Genomic DNA, 17,847 nt, shown 5'->3' on the forward strand with positions numbered 1-17,847 from the left:
CCCGGCCACGTCCGTCAGGCCCGGGCGGTGCCGTTCAGCGCGGCGACCGGGGTGTCCGCCAGGCCCAGTTCACCTGCCCGGTCCAGGAGCTGCCGGAACTGGGAGGCCTGCGGGCCACCGGAGTTCATCAGCTTCATCAGCAGCGCCGACACCGTGAGGTTCTGCACGTCGGCCGTGCCGAGCGAGCCGAGGATCCGGCCCAGGTCGTCGGTGAAGCTGCCCGAGCCGTCCAGCCAGGGCTTCGCCAGCGCCTGCGCCGTGCGGGAGTTGTCGACGAAGCCGTCCACGCCCTTGCCGAGCGAGACCGCCGACACCAGCCGGTCGAAGAAGACGGACTCCCCGCCGACGATGTCGATGTCGGCGTTCTCCAGACCTGTGGCGAGGACCGTGGCCTGCGCCTCGGCGACCTGCCGCTGCGTCTCCAGGCCGGCCAGCCGGATCTCCTTCTCCGCCTGCAGCCGCAGCCGGTACTCCTCGTGCCCCCGGGACGCCTCGTCCAGGGCGGCCATCGCGGCGGCCTTCTCGGTCAGGCCTTCCGCCTCGGCCTTCAGCTTCTCCCCGATGCCGGTGGCCTCCGCGAGCGCCTTCGCCCGTGCACCCTCGGCCTCGGCCTTCAGCCGCGCCTCGGTGGCCTCCGCGGCAGCGCGTGCACCCTCGGCGTCGGCGAGCCCCTTCGCCCGCGCACCCTCGGCCTCCGCGAGCGCCTTGGCCTGTGTGCCCTCGGCCTCGGCCTTCAGCCGCGCCCCGGTGGCCTCCGCCTCCGCACGGCCGGCCTTCACGGTGACCTCGGCCTCCTTGTCGCGCACCTGCACGGCGGCGAGCCCCTCGGCGGCGGCCTCGGCCTGGATGCCCTCGGCGAGCCGCAGCTTGGCCCGGGCGTTCAGGTCGGCGGTCTTCAACCGGGCTTCGGCGAGGGTGAGTTCCTCGGCGGCGCGGTGGGTGGCGGCCTGCTCGGCGGCCTCGGCTGCCTTGATGTCCTTGACCAGCTTCTCCTGCGCCTCCGCCTCGGCGGCGATGACGATGGCCTGCCGGTCGCGCTCGGCCTGCTCGACCGCGCGCAGCTTCTTGATGGACTCCTCCTGCTCGGCGACCGTACGGTCCACCGCGACCCGCTCCCGGACGACCTCGGCGATCTCCCGCTTCTCCGCCTCGACCTCCTTCTCGGCGGAGATCCTCGTCAGCTGGGTCTCCCGCTCCCGGGCGATGACCTCCAGCATCCGGTCCTTCTCGACGCGCTCGTTCTCCACCGCGATGACCCGCTCGCGGTTCTTGGCGGCGACGGCGATCTCACGGGCCTGGTTCTCGCGCTGGACGCCGAGCTGCTCCTCGGTGCGCAGGAAGGCGCCCTGCGCGCGCAGTCGCTCCTCCTCGACGACCCGCGCGGTCTCGGCCTCCTCGCGGGCCCGGGAGGTCTCGATCTCCCGCCTCTGCTTGATCTCGGCGTCGGCCTGCCGGCGCTCCAGCTCCAGGATGGCCTCGCGGGCGTCGACGTCCTGCCGGGTGATCTCCTTCTGCTCGTTGCGCTGTGCCTCGTTGGTGCGCACGTGCTCGATCGCGGTCAGTTCGGTGATCTTCCGGATGCCCTGGGCGTCGAGGACGTTGGCCGGGTCCAGCTGCTTGAGCGGCGTCTGCTCCAGGTAGTCGATCGCCGCGTCCTCCAGGTGGTAGCCGTTGAGGTCGACACCGATCAACTCGATGATGTGGTACCGCAGTTCCTCGCGCTTGGTGTACAGGTCGGTGAAGTCCATCTGCTTGCCGACGGTCTTCAGCGCCTCGGAGAACTTGGCGTGGAACAGCTCCTGCAGCGTGTCCTGGTGGCTGGCGCGCTCGGTGCCGACGGACTGGGCGACCTTGATGACGTCCGGGACGGTCTTGTTGACCTTCACGAAGAACAGGATCCGGATGTCGGCGCGGATGTTGTCCCGGCAGATCAGCCCGTCCCGGCCGGAGCGGCTGATCTCGATGGTCTTCACCGAGATGTCCATGACCTCGGCCTTGTGCAGGATCGGAAGCACGACCTGCCCGGTGAACGACACGTCGACCCGCCGCGTCTTCGACACGATCAGGGCCTGGCTCTGGTCCACCTTGCGGTACAGCCGTGAGAAGGCGAGCAGCGCGAGCAGAACGACGACGAGACAGGCGGCGACGAGCACGCCGAGGGCTTCCATGGCATACGTCCTTGTGCGTCAGACGATGAAGTCGGAAGAGCCCCGGTTCCGGCGCCGGGACGCCTTCCGGCGCCCGGCACCGGAACCTTTCGTAGTGCTCCCCTTGCGCGATGGTGCACGAGGGGCCCACCCCGGCGCATTGCCGGTCTCCGGCAGCGTTCACTATGTACTCGATGCCGGAGGAACGCTAAGAAAGCGTCACCGGGGCGTCAAAATCACGGGGGAGCACGGGGGGACGGGGACGGCGTGACCGAACATCCGATACCGGAGCACTATCTGGACGGCTATACAGGGACCCTGGCGGAGGTCGCGGCCACCGGCCGACGGCTGACCCGCGAGGAGCTGGCTCTGCGACGTTCCCTGGGCGAGCAGGCCGCCGACGCCGGCCACGGGCTGCGCGCCCTGGTCGTCGCGCACCTGGCCGCCGCCCGCGCCGACTGGCCGGGCCAGGCCGGTTCCGTCGACAGCACCCTGGCCGCCGTGCAGCAGGCGATCGACGCCTTCGCCGAGGGCTACGAACGCGCCCAGCGGCTCGCCGTGCGCCGGGAGGAGGCCGCGCGCCGGGAGTTCATCGACGACCTGCTCTACGGCCGCAGCGACCTGGGCCGGCTCGTCGAGCGCGCCGAGCGCTTCGGCCTGAGGCTGTCCGGGGCGCACGTGGTCGCCGTCGCAGAGGGCCAGGCCGCCCACACCGAGGGCGACCCGGTGACCCGGCAGGTGGAACGGGCGGTCCTCGGCCGCTTCGACGCCCGCAGCATCCTGCTGACCACCAAGAACGGCCGGCTGGTGTGCATCGCGCCGGGCGACGAGGACGACGTCGTCACCTACTTCGCCAAGCAGGCGTACGCGGCCATGGACGGCGGCCGGGTCGCGGTCGGCCGCCCGCAGCCCGGCGCCGGCGGCGTCGTGCAGTCGTACGAGGAGGCCCTCGCCACCCTGCAGATGGCCGAACGGATCGACCTGGACGAGCCGTTGCTGCGCGCCGCCGACCTGCTCGTCTACCCGGTCCTCGCCCGGGACCGGCAGGCGATGGCCGACCTGGTCTCCCACATTCTCGTCCCGCTCACCACGGCACGCGGCGGGGCCGAGCCCCTTCTGGAGACCCTGACCGCGTACTTCGACTCCGGCTGCGTGGCCACCGAGGCCGCCCGCCGTCTCTCCCTCAGCGTGCGCGCGCTCACCTACCGCCTGGAACGCATCCACAAGCTGACCGGCGCCGACCCGGCCGACCCGGCGCACCGCTACATGCTCCAGACGGCCGTGATCGGCGCCCGCCTGCTGGACTGGCCCGCCAAGCCCCTGTGACGCTCCGCACGGGACCCCTGCGAGGCTCCGCACCGACGTCCCTGGGAGGCTCCGCACGGCTCGGTGCGGATTCCTTACGGAGAGGTGACGTACCGCCCGTCGTACCCCGCTGCGAGCGGGGTGCGGACCTAGCGTGGCCCCATGCGTGTACTGGTCACCGGCGGTGCCGGGTTCATCGGGTCCCATGTCGTCGACGCCCTGCGGGCGCGCGGGCACGAGCCGGTCGTGTACGACGTCCGGGACGAACCCGGAGCCGATGTGCGCAACCCCGCGGCCGTCGCCCGGGCCCTGGCCGGTGTGGACGCGGTCTGCCACCAGGCGGCCATGGTGGGCCTCGGCAACGGCGTCGCCGACGCGGCCGAGTACGTCTCCCGCAACGACCTGGGCACCGCCGTCCTGCTCGCCGCGATGGCCGAGGCGGGCGTGCGGCGGCTGGTGCTGGCCGGGTCGATGGTGGTGTACGGCGAGGGCCGCTACGAGTGCCCCGCGCACGGCGTCGTACGCCCCGGCCCCCGCGCCGAGAACGACCTGAGGGCGGGCCGCTTCGACCCGGGGTGTCCCGTCTGCGGAGCACCGCTGTCCCCGGGCCTGGTCGGCGAGGACGCCCCGGCCGACCCGCGCAACGTCTACGCCGCCACCAAGCTCGCCCAGGAGCACCTGTCTGCCGCCTGGGCCCGCGCCACGGACGGCACGGCGATCTCCCTGCGCTACCACAACGTGTACGGACCCCGGATGCCCCGCGACACCCCGTACGCCGGGGTCGCCTCCTTCTTCCGCTCGGCCCTGGAACGCGGTGAGGCTCCCCGCGTGTTCGAGGACGGACACCAGCGCCGGGACTTCGTGCACGTCCGCGACGTGGCCGCCGCCAACGTCACCGCCCTGGAGGCCGGGCCTCGCCCCGGCACCCTCACGGCGTACAACACCGGCAGCGGCACCCCGCACACGGTCGGCGACCTGGCCCGCGCCCTGTCCGCCGCCTACGGCGGCCCCCAGCCGCTGGTCACCGGCGAGTACCGCCTCGGCGACGTACGCCACATCACCGCGGACTCGTCCCGCCTGCGGACGGAACTGGGATGGAAGGCGGAGGTGGAATTCGCGGAGGGAATGCGCGAGTTCGCAACGACGCGCTGAACCGCCACGACACGACCGACCCCATGGCCCGGACTGCGGGCCCCACATCCCGGACTGCGGGCCCCACGTCCGGACTGCGGGCCCCACGTCCCGGACAACGGGCCACGCCCGTCATTGCGCCTTGTGCGACCCGATGGGCGCCTGATCTCGCGCGTGCTAGCCCGCCAACTCGCCCCCGAAGTCGCTGTACTCGCCGGCCGGCAGTCCCACCTTCGTCGGGCCGAAGGTCGTCGACGCCGTCTGCGAGTAGAGCGTGGACGAGGCGCCGGGCAGGAACCAGGCCGCGCCCTCGGGGTCGTTCTCCCCGTCGGCGATCGCCGTCAGGTCGGCGTGGCCGTCACGGTTCACGTCGGAGGCGAGGAGGGTGCGGCCGAAACCGTCGCCCCCCTCCATCGCGCCCGGCACGCCGGGGCTGTCCTGGGTCAGGAACACCGCGTGCGTGGTGGTGGGACCGGAGGACGAGCCGCGCAGGAGGGTGATCGCACCGGCGACCGGGAAGTAGTGGGAGTCGTCGCCGAAGCTCTCGCCCGACGCGCCGACCGCCAGGTCCCCGTAGCCGTCCTTGTCGAAGTCGCCGATCGCCAGCGCCTCGCCGAAGTGGTCCTCTTCCTCCGAGGAGTCCGGGACGCCCGCCGTGTTCTGGCTGAGCGTGACGCGGTGGGTGGCGCTCGGGCCGGACGAGGTGCCGTAGATGACGTGGATCTTGCCGCCGGTGGAGCCCGAGGGCTCGTCCGCGGGGTCCTCGGGGTTGCCGAGGACGATGTCGCCGAATCCGTCCTTGTTCAGGTCGCCGATCGCGGCCGTCGACGCGGTGCGCAGGCTCGCCGCCTTGCTGATGCCGTCGGAGGTGCCCTTGTAGTAGACGGCCGTGGCGAGGTGGTCGCCATTGGGCTTCTGCCCGGTGACCACCAGGTCGGCCTTGGTGTCGCCGCTGACCCTCCCGGCGGTGAGGACCGGCTTGTCGATGCCTGGGGAGTACGACGACACCCTGCCCGTCGAGCCCGACTTCGTGAACGGGCCCCGGATCAGCCGGACCCGCCAGCTGCTGGGGTTCTGTGTGTCGCTCTGCGCCGAGATCGCCAGGTCCGGCTTGCCGTCGCCGGTGAAGTCGGCGGCCGCGATGCTCAGGCCGAAGTAGCTGCCGAACAGGGTCTGCGGGTTCTTCACCGTCGTACCGCCGGACAGGCCGTTCTTCGACCCCCAGACGATGACGACCGTGCCCGCGCCGTCGGCGCTGCCGACCTTCTCGCGCTGGGCCCCGATGACGAGGTCGCTGTAGCCGTCGCGGTTGAGGTCGGCGGTGGCGATCCGGTCGCCGAAGTGGTCCTCCTGCTCCGCATCGCCGGGGATGCCCGCGGTGTTCTGGCTGATCAGCTGGTGCTTGGCCGGGTTCAGTCCGTTCGCCGTGCCGTAGACCACGGCGACCTGGCCGGCCCGGTCCTTGCCGCCGACCTTGGCGAAGGAGGCGCCGAGGGCCATGTCCCGGTAGCCGTCGCCGTTGAAGTCGCCCTGGAGGCCGGAGGGAGCGGCCGAGGCGGGCGCGGACAGTGTCACCGGGGTCAGGCCCGCCACGAGCAGGGCGGCGAGCGCGGTGCTGCCGCGCAGGGGGTGTTTCACGTTGTCTCCCGTTGAGAGGCGGGTGTGGAAGGGGGGCGGTCCGCCGGCGCCGGGCCGAAGGACGGGCGGGCGCCCAGGCCCCGGGGCTGCGGGGTGAAAAGGGGTGGAGCCGGCGCCGGTGCTGGTGGGACCGGAGGCGCGATGAGGAGACCGTCGGGAAAAGGCAAGGGTTGTACGTGAGTTCGGTTAATTCCTGGGTCTTGTGTGAAGGCTGCGTTCCGAGTGATGCAAGTGACGCAGGGGCGCCGAGGGGGGCGAAGGGGGGCGGAGGGCTGCGGGCAGGTGCGGAGGGGTGTGGTGTGTGACGTGCCGGGGGGCTCACGGGAGCCGGAGGGACTCACGGGCCCCGGGGGGTGTCGGGGTTTCATCTCAGGGGCCTGTCAGGGGAGTTCCCTGATGAGCGGGGACGCCGGTGTGCCCGAGACTCGTGGCAGGGCCGGGCGCTCGCCGGTCCGACCGCCACTTCCACGGGGAGATCTGTTCGTGAACCGCACTGTCCGGCACGGCCGTTGGACCGCCGTGGCCGCCTCCAGCGCCCTGCTGATGACCCTGGCCGCGGGTCTGGCCACCCCCGCCTCGGCCGCCACCCCGCGCCCGGCGGCCGCTGCCGCCACCGCGTCGCTGCCCGCCCTGGACCCGGCCGCGCTGCGGGCCTCCATCGCCGGCCTGCCGAACGCGGACGTCACCGGCGCGCTGCTCCGCATCACCGGCAGTGCGGGCCACTGGTCCGGCACGTCGGGCGTGGGCGACCTGGAGACCGGCCAGGGCGTTCCGCGCAATGCGCACATCCGGATCGGCAGCATCTCCAAGGTCTTCACCGCCACCATCGTCCTGCAGCTCGCCGCCGAGCACCGGATCGACCTGGACACGCCCGTCCAGCAGTACCTGCCGGGGGTCCTGCCCGCCGATGTCCCGCCCGTCACGGTCGGCCAGCTGCTCAACCACACCAGCGGTCTGCCGCGCGCCGCCGACACCCCGGACTTCGGCGACGGCAGCCCCGAGTGGTTCGCCGCCAACCGCCTGAAGAGCTTCACCCCGCAGCGGGTGATCGACCTGATGGCGGGCCGGCCCATGCAGTTCGCGCCGGGCACGGCGCAGCAGTACAGCGGGGAGAACTACTACGTCGCCGGCCTGCTGGTCGAGAAGATCACCGGCCGCAGCTTCGCCCACGAGGTGCGGTCCCGCATCACCCGGCCGCTCGGCCTGGACGACACCTACGTTCCCGACGCGGACGACGCGCGGCTGCCGGCCCCGCACTCCCACGGCTATCTGACGGTCAAGGCGGCGGACGGCACCACGCACCCGGCGGACGTCACCGAGCAGAGCCCCTGGCCCTGGGCCGAGGGCGGCATGATCTCGACTCCGGCCGACCTCGACCGCTTCATCACCGCGCTGCTCCGCGGCCGTCTGCTCCCGCCCGCCCAGCAGGCGAAGCTCTTCGCCGTCCCGGACGTGCCGAGCTTCCACAGCAGCCAGTGCCGCACCGAGTCCGACGCGGGCCGTGCGTGCATGTCCATGGGCCTGATGCGGGTCAGGGCCGCCAACGGCGTGGAGGTCTGGGGCAAGACCGGCTCCCGCCCCGGCTACACCAGCGGCGTCTTCGCCACCCGAGACCTCTCCCGCAAGATCGTCTACTCGCTCAATCCCACCAACCTGGACGGGACCGAGATGCGCTACACCCTGCAGATAGCCGCAGCCTCCTTCGGCCCGTTGGTCCCGGCCGGGAACTGAGCCTGCCGGACGCCGCCCCTGCCGCTCATGCCCCCAGGCGCCGGGCGGGGCGGCTCCGGCCCCACGGCACCTCCACGGGCCCGGGGCCCAGCCGGTGGATTCCGTCTCGACGGACCCGGGGCACAGCCGGTGCATTGCATCTCAGGGGCCCGGGGTCGCAGCCGGTCGTCCGCCTGCGACCCCGCCGCCTCGGAGTCCGGCGCCCGGTCTCCCTGACGGTCAACCGGAGCGGCGGTGCGAGACGGTCACTTCGCGGCTTCCGCCCGGGGTGCGGTGTGCCGGCTGCGGGCGATCTCGGGGTAGCGCACGGTGAACAGGACCGGCACGACGAACGCGGCGACGGTGAGCAGCGTCCGGGCAGTGCTGTCGTCCGGGCGGTAGTGGCGCAGCAGCACGCCTCCGGCGCCGGAGACGGTGAACGAGGCGGCCCACACGGTCGTGATGACCTGGTTGACGCGCACGAACAGCGGGCTGTTCCACAGGTGTTCGGGCACCTGGGTGCGGGCGATGCCGAGTGTGAAGGGGCGGCCGAGCGCGAGCGAACCCCAGGCGGTGACGGCGAGCCACACCGAGGAGAGCGGCGAGCCGTAGTGGGCGACGGCGTCGGAGCCGGGCGCGGCGAACGCCGCGGCCGCGTAGACGGCGAAGAACAGAGCCGCACTGCACTCGATCACCTGCGCGTCCCAGCCGCGGCCCGCGCGGCGCTGGACCGCCACGAGTCCGACGGCCAGGACGAGGCCCGTGAGCACGGCCCAGCGGATGTCGACCGTGCCGGTCAGCACGGCGACGGCGATCCATGGAACGAAGCTGCGGACGTAACCCATGAGTGGTTCCCCCTTGTGTACGTGCCGGGTCACAGATGCCGGACACGACGGCCCCCCTCCGGCCGGCGGCCCCCAGCCTGCCCTTCGGCCGTGCGCGCCGACACGGGGAGAAGATGCAAGACTCTGCGGCAGGAAGTTGCACGGTGCGGGGGTGCCATGAGTCTGGAAAGCCTGGGTCTGACACGCGATCAGGAACGGCTCTACCGTCATCTCCTGCGCACACGGCGATTCGACCTGCGGACGGCTCAGGAGGAACTCGGCGTACCCCGTCTGAACGCGGTCCTCGACGAGCTGCGGGCGCTGGGGGTGGTCGACCGGCATCTGGTCCCGCTGCCGCCCGCGGCCGTCGTCGACCTGCTCGTCCGCCGCCAGGTGGAGCGCACCTCACGGGAGCTGGCCCGGCTGGACGGGGTCTTCGACGTGGTGCGCGACCTGGCCGAGGAGGCACGACGTGGCCGGCCCGTCGAACTCGTCGAACGCCTGGAGCACAGCTCGGAGGTCAACCTCCGGGTGGACGCGCTGCCCGACCGCGCCGAGACGATGAACGCCAAGCGTCTGCCGCGCTCGCCGCGCCAGCGCCACTCGGAGGAAGCCGCGCGCACCTTCCGCCGCCGGCTGGCCAAGGGCATGATCAGCCGGACCCTGGTCGGCGCGGCGACCCTCGACCTGCCCGACGAGATGGCCTACGCCCGGCTCCTGCACGGGTCGGGGGACCTGCACCGGGTGACGGCCGAACCGTTCCTCCCCCTGCTCATCATCGACCGGCGGGTCGCCTTCGTCCTGGTCGACCCGGACGAGCCCGATGCCGCCGCACTGATGATCCGCCAGCCCGGCATCGTGGCCGCGCTCGTCAACCTGTACGAGGCCCTGTGGTCGCGCGCCGCCGACCTGGACGCGCTCGACCTCACGGCGACCGAGGCGCGGGTCCTGCGCGCCCTGGCCGCCTACGGCAAGGACGAGACCGCCGCCCGCGAGCTGAACATGTCCCTGCGCAAGTACCGCGCCCACGTGGCCGACCTGATGAGCCGCCTCGGCGCCACCACCCGCTTCCAGGCGGCCCTGCGCGCGGTGGAGCGCGGCTGGCTGTGACCGGCGTGGGCCGGCCACCGGGTGGTGCCGTGGGAGACGGTCAGCAGCCGGTGCCCTTCGGGACGAACGTCAAAGGAGCGTGTTGGTCTGCGGCGAGCGCCTCGTCGTAGGCCGGGCGGTCGACCTCGTACCAGACGTCGTCGCGCTTGGTGTTCTTGTCGACGTCGTCCAGGCTCACGCACCAGCGCTCCGGCCGGACCAGCCGCCTGTACGTCTCGGTTCCGCTGCGCACCTTCGTGCAGTGCTGGTAGTGCTCCGTGGTGTACGAGGTGTGGGTCCTGCGCCGGGTGCCCGTTCCGGTGCTCGACGTGTGCGAGACCCGGCGGGTGCCGGTGGTGCACCTGCGGACCATGTGCGGCCGGGTCGCCCTGGTGGTCTTCGCGGTGACGTGGCGCACCTGGTCGCGCAGGCCGGAGACGGCGTCGGGAGTGGGGCTGGGCTGCCCGGTGCTGTCCGGGCCGCCCCCGGCGGTGTCGCTCACGGACCCCGAGCCCGCGCTCCCGCCGCCGCTCCCGCTGCCCCCGCACGCGCCGAGCCCGGCTATCAGAACCGCCGTCACTCCGGCCACCAGCAGCCGCTTGCCGAACATGTCTCCCCCTCGGATCACCGAACGCGCAGCGTAACGGATCAGCGGCCGGATCCGTCCGGGGTGGCGTGTCGAGCGCTCCGGCTGCCGTCGGCCGCTCAGCGGCCCGCCTCCCCGCGCAGGACGGCGGCGTACTCGGCGGCGAACGCGGCGAACGACCGGGCGGGCCGCCCCGTCAGCTTCTCCACGTCGCTGGTGACCGCGGCCGCGCCGCCGGCCGCGTAGAGCCCGTACAGCTCGACCGGCCCGGCCGCCCGCCAGGGTTCCCAGCCCGCGGCGAGCATCCCCGCGAGCGCCGCGTCGGGCTCCGTGGCCGTGTACGCCACCGGGTGCCCGACGGCGGTGCCGAGCCGTTCGGCGATCTCCGCGTGGGACAGGGCCTCGGGGCCGGTCAGCGTGTACACAGCGCCCTCGTGCCCGTCCCCGGTCAGCACTTCCACGGCCGCGGCCGCGACGTCACGGGCGTCGACGTACGACACCGCGCCCGTGCCGCCCGGTAGGGCCAGCCGCCCACCGCGCACCGCCTGCGCCATGCCCAGGAAGTTCTGGAAGAAGCCGTTCGGCGCCAGCACCGTCCACGGCAGCCCGGCACCGGTCAGGTGGCCGAGGCCGGCGGCGTGCGCGGCCAGGAACCGTACGCCGTCCTGCTGTCGCCCGATCCCGGCGGCGGCGTGCAGCACGACGCGGGGCCCTCGCCCGGTGCGGACGGCCGCCTCGACGATGTTCCGCTCGTGCGTGCCCATCCCGGGATGCACCGCCACGAGCAGATACACCGCATCGGCCCCGGCCGGCGCCGCGTCCAGCGAACGGGGATCCGCGAAGTCGGCGGCCACCCGCTCGACCTCCGGCCCCCATGCCGGCGCGGCCGCCGATCCGGCGCGCACCAGCGCCCGTACCTGTTCACCGCGCTCGTGCAGACCGCTGACGACCTCCGACCCCACGGTGCCGGTGGCTCCGGTGACGACGATCACGACTACCCCCTGTGTCGGGTGCGGCACGTCCGTCAACATGACGATGACATCGGGGAGTTGGCCGATCAAGCAGCCCCTGCGCACCCGCACCCGCACCGGCCGCGGGGACGGCCTCGCATAGGATCGCGGACGTCGGGACACGGCTGACGGGGGAGGTCCGGTGTCCGGTTCGGCGCGAGGTGTCACGATCGTGGTTCTGGCCGCCTTCGCGACCGTCTATCTCGTCGCCGGATCGGTGCTCGCACCCGCCGTGTTCGGCCTCCAACTGTTCCATGTGCTGCCCTCGTTGCGACGCCGGCTGCCCGGACGGGCCCGGCTGCTGTCCGGACGGGTCTGGCTGCTGGCCGCGCAAGGAGCCGTCTGCTGCGCGGCCGTGTACCTCACCGGCGCGTCCGTGGGCATCCTCGGCTTCCTCGGCGGGTCGCTGCTGCTGACTCCCGCCCGGCTGCTGACCGTACCGGTCGCCGCCGGTGCCGCACTCACCGGACCCGCGGACTCGGCCATCAGCATGGTGCTCATGAGCCTGGTCATCTACGGCCTCATCCGGCTCACCGAGCGCGCGGACGAACTCCACACCGCCCGGCTGGGCCTGACGGCGGCCGCCGTCGCCGAGGAGAGGCTGCGGATCGCCGGTGAGCTGAGCGACGGCCTCGGGCGCGGCCTCGCCGGTATCACCGCCGGCGTACGGGAGGCCCTGGCGAAACCGGAACGCGCCGAGCGGCTGCTCGCCGACGTCACCCGCTCGGCACGCGACTGCCTCGCCGACGCCCGCCGCTCCGCGGCCTCCTTCCGCTCCCTGTCGCTGGCGCCCGAGGTGACGGCGGCACGGGCGCTGCTGACCGCTGCCGGGACACCGGTGCAGGTGCGCACCCGGCACACCGAACCCCTGGGCCCCGCAGGCGCGTTGCTCGCGGACGTGCTGCGCGAGGCCGTGACCGATGTCGTCCGGCGCGGCACGGCCACCGGCTGTCTGATCGAGACGGCCGCCGAGCGGGGACGTGTACGGCTGCGCGTCGTCAGCGACGGCGCACGGACGGCGGAGGACGAGAGCCTCGGCCCGCTGCCCGACCGGATCGCCGGCGCGGGCGGCACCCTGACCACCGGGCTGACCCCCGAGGGACGGCACGTCGTGGAGGCCGAACTGCCCGACTCGGCCCGGCCCCGGGAGCCGGACGGCGACCGGTACGCCCAGGTGCTCTCCGTCGCCCTGCTCGTCACCGTGCTGGTCGGCTTCTCGCTCAAGAGCCTGCTGCTCGTCCCCGGCGACCGCGTCCTGCCCGCCGCCGCCTGCCTGGCCCTGGTGGTCGCGCTGCAGGTCCGCTCGGTCCGCGGACGGCACATGGTGGCGCTCGCGGTGATGGCGCTGTGCACCTATCTGCCCCTCTTCGTGTTCGGGCGTGCCTGGCTGGGGGTCGCCGGGTTCCTCGCCGGACCGCTGCCGCTCGCGTTCCGCCGCCGCGTGGCCTGGCCGCTGGTCTGCTGTGTGACGGCGAGCGTCGCGGCGATCGGGGTGCTGCTGAGGCTGCCGCTTGCGACGACGGTCAACTACACCCTCAGCACCGTGGTCAGCGGTCTCGTCGTGTACGGGCTGCTGCGGCTCGCCCAGATCGTGGGCGAGCTCAAGGAGGCGCAGCAGCGGCTGGCCCGCGCGGCGGTCGTCGAGGAACGCCTGCGCGCGGCCCGCGACCTGCACGACCTGCTCGGCCACAGCCTCGCCGGCATGCTGCTGACCTGTGAACTGGCACGCAGGCTCCCGCCCGAGCGGGTGCCGGCCGAACTGGAGAGCGTGCTGGCCATGGCCGAGCGCGGCGAGGCCGACCTGCGGGCGGCCACCGGCGGCGCGGGCCGGATGTCACTGACCGCGGAGTCGGCGTCGGTGCGCGCGGTCCTGGCCGCCGCGGGCATCGACGCCGAGGTGTCGCTCGCCCACGACAGCCTGCCGGCCGCGGCCGAGACCGCACTGAGCGCGGTGCTGCGGGAAGCGGTCACCAATGTGCTGCGGCACAGCGCCGCCCGGTCCTGCGCGATCTCCACGGCGTCGGAGGACGGCGGGACGCGGCTGCGCGTGCGCAACGACGGGGCGCGCGGCACGAGCGGCCGCCGGGGCTCGTCGGGCATCGGCAACCTGACGGCCCGGCTCGCCGCGCTGGACGGGAAACTGACGGTCCTGGCGCCCGGCGACGGCTGGTTCGAGCTGGTCGCATGGGTGCCGTACGAGCGCACGGCGGCGAGCTGATGCCCGAGCCGGGACCCAGGGCCTTTCTTCCGGGTCGGGCCGGCTTGTGGCGACGGCGCCTCGTGGCGGACCTGTGCGTGCCGGACCCCGCGACTTTGGCGAGATCCGAAAGAGAGGCCCTAGATCCAGCCCGCCTCCGTCGCAATGCGGACGGCGTCCGTGCGGTTGCGGGCGTTGAGCTTGGTGACGATGCCCGTCAGGTAGTTGCGGACCGTACCCGCCGTGAGGTGGACCTGCTGCGCGATCTCGGTGGCCTCCGCGCCCGACGCCACCAGCCGGAGCACCTCGGCCTCGCGCGGGGTGAGCGGATTGTCGGCCAGGTCCCATGCGGTGACCGCCAGCGAGGGGTCGAGCACCCGCTCGCCCGCCGCCGTCCTGCGCACGGCGGCGAGCAGTTCCTCCGGCGGCGCTGTCTTGAGCACGTACCCGTCCACCCGTGCACCGAGCGCCCGGCGCAGGTGCCCGGGCTTGCCGTACGCGGTGAGCATCAGGACCCGGCAGCCCGGCAGTTTCTCCCGCAGGACGGCCGCCGCGTCCAGCCCGTCCATCGTGCCCGGCATGTCGATGTCGAGCACGGCCACGTCCGGCTCGTAGACCCGGGCCGCGTCCACGGCCGCGGTGCCGGAGTCGACGGTGGCGACGACCTCGATGTCCTCCTCCAGACCGAGCAGCGCCGCCAGCGCCCCCCTGATGACGTGTTGATCCTCTGCCAGAAGCACCCGTATCACCCGGCCACATATACCAGTTGGGCCGCGGGGTGTCCGGATCATCCGGCTCATGACGAGGTCATGCTCCGGACATGACGCCGTCCATGGGCCGCGTCCCCCCTGCCCAGCAGGCTTGAACGCATGGCAGACACAGTGCGGTTGGACGCAGTCAGCAAGGTCTACGGCAAGGGGCAGGGGGCAGTCGCCGCGCTCCGCGAGGTCTCGGTGCGCATCCCGCCGGGCAGCTTCACCGCGGTCATGGGCCCCTCCGGATCGGGCAAGAGCACCTTCCTGCAGTGCGCCGCCGGCCTCGACACCCCCACCTCGGGCACCGTCCGGCTCGGCGACACGGACCTGACCGGAATGAACGAGACGAAGCTGACCCGTCTGCGCCGACAGCGGGTCGGGTTCGTCTTCCAGGCGTTCAACCTCATTTCCTCGCTGACAGCGCTGGAGAACATCACCCTGCCGCTGCGGCTGGCCGGCGCCCGCCCGGACCGCGCCTGGCTGGGCGAGATCGTGCGCCGGGTGGGTCTCGAAGGCCGAACGGACCGCCGTCCGGCCCAGCTCTCCGGCGGCCAGCAGCAGCGCGTCGCCCTCGCCCGCGCCCTGGCCACCCGGCCGGAGGTGATCTTCGGGGACGAACCGACCGGAGCGCTCGACACGATGACCGCCCGCGACGTCCTGGCCCTGCTGCGGGAGACCGTCGACGACATGGGACAGACGGTGGTCATGGTGACGCACGACCCGGTGGCGGCCTCGTACGCGGACAGCGTCCTGTTCCTGGCCGACGGCCGGATCGTCGACTCCATGGGCGCCCCGACCTCCGACAAGATCGCCGAGCGGATGACCCGGCTGGGAGCGTGGACGTGATGACCGTGCTGACCCTCGCACTGAAGACGCTGCGCCACCGCAAGGCCTCCTTCGCCGGCGCGTTCGTCACCCTGCTGTGCGCCGCCGCGCTGGTCACAGCCTGCGGCATGCTGCTGGAGACCGGGCTGCGCGGCCGGGTCCCACCCGAGCGCTACGCCGGTGCCCCGGTCCTCGTGGCCGGTGACCAGTACGTGCACCGGACCGTTCACAAGTCCAACGGCAAGACCAAGCACAAGGCCAAGCCGATCGCCGAACGCGCCTGGATCCCCTCGTCGTTGGCGCAGAAGCTGCGCCGCACTCCCGGCGTGCGCGAGGTGGTCGCCGAGGTGACCTTCCCCGTCGGCACCCGAAGCGGCCGGGCACAGGGCCACGGCTGGGACTCGGCGGCGCTCACCCCGTTCACCCTGGCCTCCGGCCGCGCCCCGAGGGCCGCGGGCGAGGTGGTCGTCGACGCCCGCTCGGGCGCCCGCGTGGGCACCCGGCTGGGCGTGCTGACCCCGGCGGGCACCGCCACCTACCGGGTCTCGGGCGTCACCCGCGAGGCCCTGCCCAGCCAGGACACCCTCTTCTTCGCCCCGTCCGAGGCACGCCGACTGGCGGGCCGCCCCGGGCAGGTCAGCGCCATCGGGGTGTTCCCGAAGCCGGGCGAACGGCCCGACGTGGCGGCCGCCCTGCGCGGGACCGGAGCCCTCACCTACACCGGGGACGGCCGTGGTGCGGTGGAGTTCCTCGACGCGGAGCAGGCCCGGGTGAAACTCGTCAGCCTGGGCGGAGCACTCGGCGGTACGTCCCTCCTGGTCGCGGTCCTCGTCGTGGCCGGCACCTTCGCGCTCTCCCTGCAGCAGCGGCAGCGGGAGATCGCCCTGCTGCGCGCCGTCGCGGCCACCCCGAAGCAGTTGCGGCGGATGCTCGGCGGCGAAGCGCTCGTGATCGCCCTCGCCGCGGGAGCCGCCGGCAGTGCCGCCGGCATCGCACTCGGTTTCTGGCTGTACGCCCGGTTCGTGGCGCTGGGCGCCGTACCGGAGCATCTGCGGCTGGTGGTCAGCCCGTTCCCCGCCTTCGCCGCGCTGCTCGCCACCGCGCCGGCCGCATGGGCCGCGGCCCGTCTCTCCGCCCGCCGGGCGGCCCGGGTGCGACCGGTCGAGGCGCTCGGCGACGCCGCCCTGCCGACCGCACGGCTGCCCTGGCCCCGGCTGGTGGCCGGCCTGCTCGCCACCGCGGCGGCCGTCGTGCTCACCCTCGTCCTGTCGACCCTGTCCACCGAGGCGGCCAGCAGCCCGGTGACCATGCTCACCGCCCTGATGTGGACCGTGGCCGTGACCCTGCTCGGCCCGCTCCTGGTCCGTGCGGCGACCGCCCTGATCGCCCTGCCGCTGCGTGCCTTTCGCGTCGGCGGGCACCTGGCCGCGGCCAACCTGCGCACCGGCTCCCGCCGGCTGGCGTCCGTGGTCACCCCGCTGTGCCTGCTCGTGGCGATGGCCTGCACCATCCTCTTCGTCCAGACCACGATGGGCCACGCCGCCCAGCGGGAGGTCGCCGCGGGCAGCCGCGCCGACTACGTCGTCGGCCCGCAGGTCCCCGGCCCGGTGGCCCGCTCCCTGCGCGAGAGGCCGGGCGTCGAGGCCGTCACCGAGGTCCTGCACACCACGGTACGGGCGGGCCTGACCAAGTACGGCGCGCAGGCGGTGACGACCGAGGGCCTCACCCGGACGACCGACCTCGGCGTCGTCGCCGGTTCCCTGCGCAACCTCGGCAGGAACTCCCTTGCGGTCAGCGAGAACGCCGCCGAACGCCTGCACGTCTCCGTGGGCGGCACGGTCCGCCTCACCCTGGGCGACGGCACCCCCGCCACCCTCAGGGTCGCCGCGCTCTACACCCGCGGCCTCGGCTACGGCGACCTCACCCTCTCCCACGACCTGGTCGCCGCGCACGTGGACAACCCCATGGGCACCCTCTACGTCGCCGCACCCGGCCTGACCCGCGCCGAACTGTCCGCGCTGATCCCTGCCGTCCCCTCGGCCACGGTCATGGACCGCGCCCGGGCCGTCACCGAGAGCGCCCCCGACGCCGAGGTCAACTACGTGGCCATGGGCCTGATCATCGCCTTCAGCGCGATCGCCGTGATCAACACCCTGGGCATGTCGACCGCGGACCGCTCCCGTGAGCTGGCCCTGCTGCGGCTGGTGGGCACCACACGGCGCCAGGTCCTGCGCACACTGCGCCTGGAGACGCTCGCCGCCATCGCCGTCGCCACGGTCGTCGGGACGGGCATCGCCCTGGTCACGCTGACCGCCTTCGCCACCGGCATGACCGGCTCGTCCACCCCGTACGTCCCACCGCTCACCTATCTCGGGGTGGTCGCCCCCACGGCCGCGCTCGCCCTCGTGGCGACGGCTCTCCCGGCCCGGCTGGCTCTGCGGCAGCGTCCGGCGGAGGTGATCGGCGCCCGCGAGTGAGCGCCCCGGGCGGGCGACGGTCGGCAAGGAGGGTGCCCGGGGCGCGGCGGCGGGGGCGGTGCTGCCGCACGCCGGGCGCCCGGCCTGTGCGTTTCAGCGCTCCGCACCCGTCCCCGGGGCGCTGAAACCGGGTTGAAGCCGATCTGAACCGCC

General features: G+C 73.4%; 13 protein-coding genes. 7 read left to right on the forward strand and 6 right to left on the reverse strand.

Annotated features, from left to right (window positions below):
* Positions 1-14: 14 nt before the first annotated feature.
* Positions 15-2,168, reverse strand: coding sequence for a flotillin family protein (locus AB0H32_RS02235; protein ID WP_361112830.1), 2,154 nt, complete (start codon positions 2,166-2,168; stop codon positions 15-17).
* A 246-nt stretch (positions 2,169-2,414) separates the two neighbouring features.
* On the opposite strand from AB0H32_RS02235, the gene AB0H32_RS02240 reads away from it, so the two are divergent.
* Entirely contained in the window at positions 2,415-3,473 is a 1,059-nt protein-coding gene (locus AB0H32_RS02240) for a helix-turn-helix domain-containing protein (RefSeq protein ID WP_361112833.1), read from the forward strand.
* 141 nt (positions 3,474-3,614) lie between these two features.
* A complete protein-coding gene (locus AB0H32_RS02245) occupies positions 3,615-4,604 on the forward strand; it encodes an NAD-dependent epimerase/dehydratase family protein (RefSeq protein WP_361112840.1) in 990 nt (329 codons plus the stop codon).
* 156 nt (positions 4,605-4,760) lie between these two features.
* On the opposite strand, the gene AB0H32_RS02250 is transcribed toward AB0H32_RS02245, so the two are convergent.
* Positions 4,761-6,221 (reverse strand): FG-GAP-like repeat-containing protein, encoded by a 1,461-nt coding sequence (locus AB0H32_RS02250; protein ID WP_361112843.1) that lies wholly within the window; start codon positions 6,219-6,221, stop codon positions 4,761-4,763.
* A gap of 483 nt (positions 6,222-6,704) precedes the next feature.
* Here AB0H32_RS02250 and AB0H32_RS02255 point away from each other — a divergent pair, with 483 nt between their 5' ends.
* Positions 6,705-7,952, forward strand: coding sequence for a serine hydrolase domain-containing protein (locus AB0H32_RS02255; RefSeq protein ID WP_361112846.1), 1,248 nt, complete (start codon positions 6,705-6,707; stop codon positions 7,950-7,952).
* Between the two features lie 245 nt (positions 7,953-8,197).
* Here AB0H32_RS02255 and AB0H32_RS02260 read toward each other — a convergent pair whose 3' ends face one another.
* On the reverse strand, positions 8,198-8,776 hold the full coding sequence (locus AB0H32_RS02260) for a hypothetical protein (protein WP_361112849.1): 579 nt from the start codon (positions 8,774-8,776) through the stop codon (positions 8,198-8,200).
* Positions 8,777-8,932: 156 nt separating this feature from the next.
* Here AB0H32_RS02260 and AB0H32_RS02265 point away from each other — a divergent pair, with 156 nt between their 5' ends.
* Positions 8,933-9,865, forward strand: a complete 933-nt coding sequence (locus AB0H32_RS02265; RefSeq protein WP_361112852.1) for a hypothetical protein — start codon at positions 8,933-8,935, stop codon at positions 9,863-9,865.
* 40 nt (positions 9,866-9,905) lie between these two features.
* Here AB0H32_RS02265 and AB0H32_RS02270 read toward each other — a convergent pair whose 3' ends face one another.
* Positions 9,906-10,454: a hypothetical protein gene (locus tag AB0H32_RS02270; RefSeq protein ID WP_361112855.1), complete on the reverse strand. Its 549-nt coding sequence runs from the start codon at positions 10,452-10,454 to the stop codon at positions 9,906-9,908.
* A 95-nt stretch (positions 10,455-10,549) separates the two neighbouring features.
* Entirely contained in the window at positions 10,550-11,422 is an 873-nt protein-coding gene (locus AB0H32_RS02275; RefSeq protein WP_361112858.1) for an NAD(P)H-binding protein, read from the reverse strand.
* Between the two features lie 160 nt (positions 11,423-11,582).
* On the opposite strand from AB0H32_RS02275, the gene AB0H32_RS02280 reads away from it, so the two are divergent.
* Positions 11,583-13,658 carry a histidine kinase gene (locus tag AB0H32_RS02280; protein WP_361112861.1) on the forward strand — a complete coding sequence of 692 codons (2,076 nt, stop codon included), beginning with the start codon at positions 11,583-11,585 and terminating at the stop codon, positions 13,656-13,658.
* 119 nt (positions 13,659-13,777) lie between these two features.
* On the opposite strand, the gene AB0H32_RS02285 is transcribed toward AB0H32_RS02280, so the two are convergent.
* A complete protein-coding gene (locus tag AB0H32_RS02285) occupies positions 13,778-14,386 on the reverse strand; it encodes a response regulator transcription factor (RefSeq protein WP_361112864.1) in 609 nt (202 codons plus the stop codon).
* A 120-nt stretch (positions 14,387-14,506) separates the two neighbouring features.
* Between AB0H32_RS02285 and AB0H32_RS02290 the strand changes: the two genes are divergently transcribed.
* Positions 14,507-15,238 carry an ABC transporter ATP-binding protein gene (locus AB0H32_RS02290; RefSeq protein WP_361112867.1) on the forward strand — a complete coding sequence of 244 codons (732 nt, stop codon included), beginning with the start codon at positions 14,507-14,509 and terminating at the stop codon, positions 15,236-15,238.
* Positions 15,238-17,694 (forward strand): FtsX-like permease family protein, encoded by a 2,457-nt coding sequence (locus tag AB0H32_RS02295; RefSeq protein WP_361112870.1) that lies wholly within the window; start codon positions 15,238-15,240, stop codon positions 17,692-17,694. Before AB0H32_RS02290 ends, AB0H32_RS02295 begins: the two co-directional genes overlap by 1 nt.
* Positions 17,695-17,847 lie beyond the last annotated feature (153 nt).

Source organism: Streptomyces sp. NPDC020362 (assembly GCF_040642095.1).
In the GTDB taxonomy this organism is placed as follows: domain Bacteria; phylum Actinomycetota; class Actinomycetes; order Streptomycetales; family Streptomycetaceae; genus Streptomyces.